The sequence below is a fragment of the Helicobacter pylori genome, assembly GCF_001998165.1.
GTDB classification, from domain to species: Bacteria; Campylobacterota; Campylobacteria; order Campylobacterales; family Helicobacteraceae; genus Helicobacter; species Helicobacter pylori_DL.
The window spans coordinates 1-378 of the sequence record NZ_MTWR01000191.1 but is presented as its reverse complement, the minus strand read 5'-3'; the positions used below and the strand labels follow the sequence as shown (position 1 = coordinate 378).

At 40.7% G+C, this 378-nt stretch carries 2 pseudogenes; one reads left to right on the top strand and one right to left on the bottom strand.

From position 1 onward, the window contains the following. Positions 1-8: 8 nt before the first annotated feature. Positions 9-189, bottom strand: a pseudogene (locus tag BZK24_RS08840) (DNA translocase FtsK); the annotation flags it as partial. Between BZK24_RS08840 and BZK24_RS08835 the strand changes: the two are divergent. Further along, positions 178-378: pseudogene (locus tag BZK24_RS08835) on the top strand (SabA family sialic acid-binding adhesin); the annotation flags it as partial. The pseudogenes BZK24_RS08840 and BZK24_RS08835 overlap by 12 nt on opposite strands.

Here is a 378-nt window from a genome sequence, read left to right as displayed (position 1 = left end):
AACAAAACCTAAAAATTTTGCAAAATCTCTCTGTTGCCTTTGGCGTTTCTTGGGGATAAAAAGCCTTGAGCTTCTAATTCGTCAGTAATGGTGGCGGCTTGGTTGTAGCCGATTTTTAATTGCCGTTCTCGTAGAAGTGATCTTTTTTTCTAAAATCACCGCCTTAGCCCTTTCTAGAATGTCATCGCCTATAATGTCCAATGCGGTCCTGGTAAGAGTGGTCAGCAAAGCGTAATTTTTCAGGGCCAGCCAGGACATAATTCAAGTTCCATTAATTGCAATTTAACCGGTTATAACAACGGGGTTAGCGGCCCTTTAAGCATTGAGAATTTTAAAAAGCTTAATGATGCCTATCAGGTCCTCCAACAACCGTTAAAA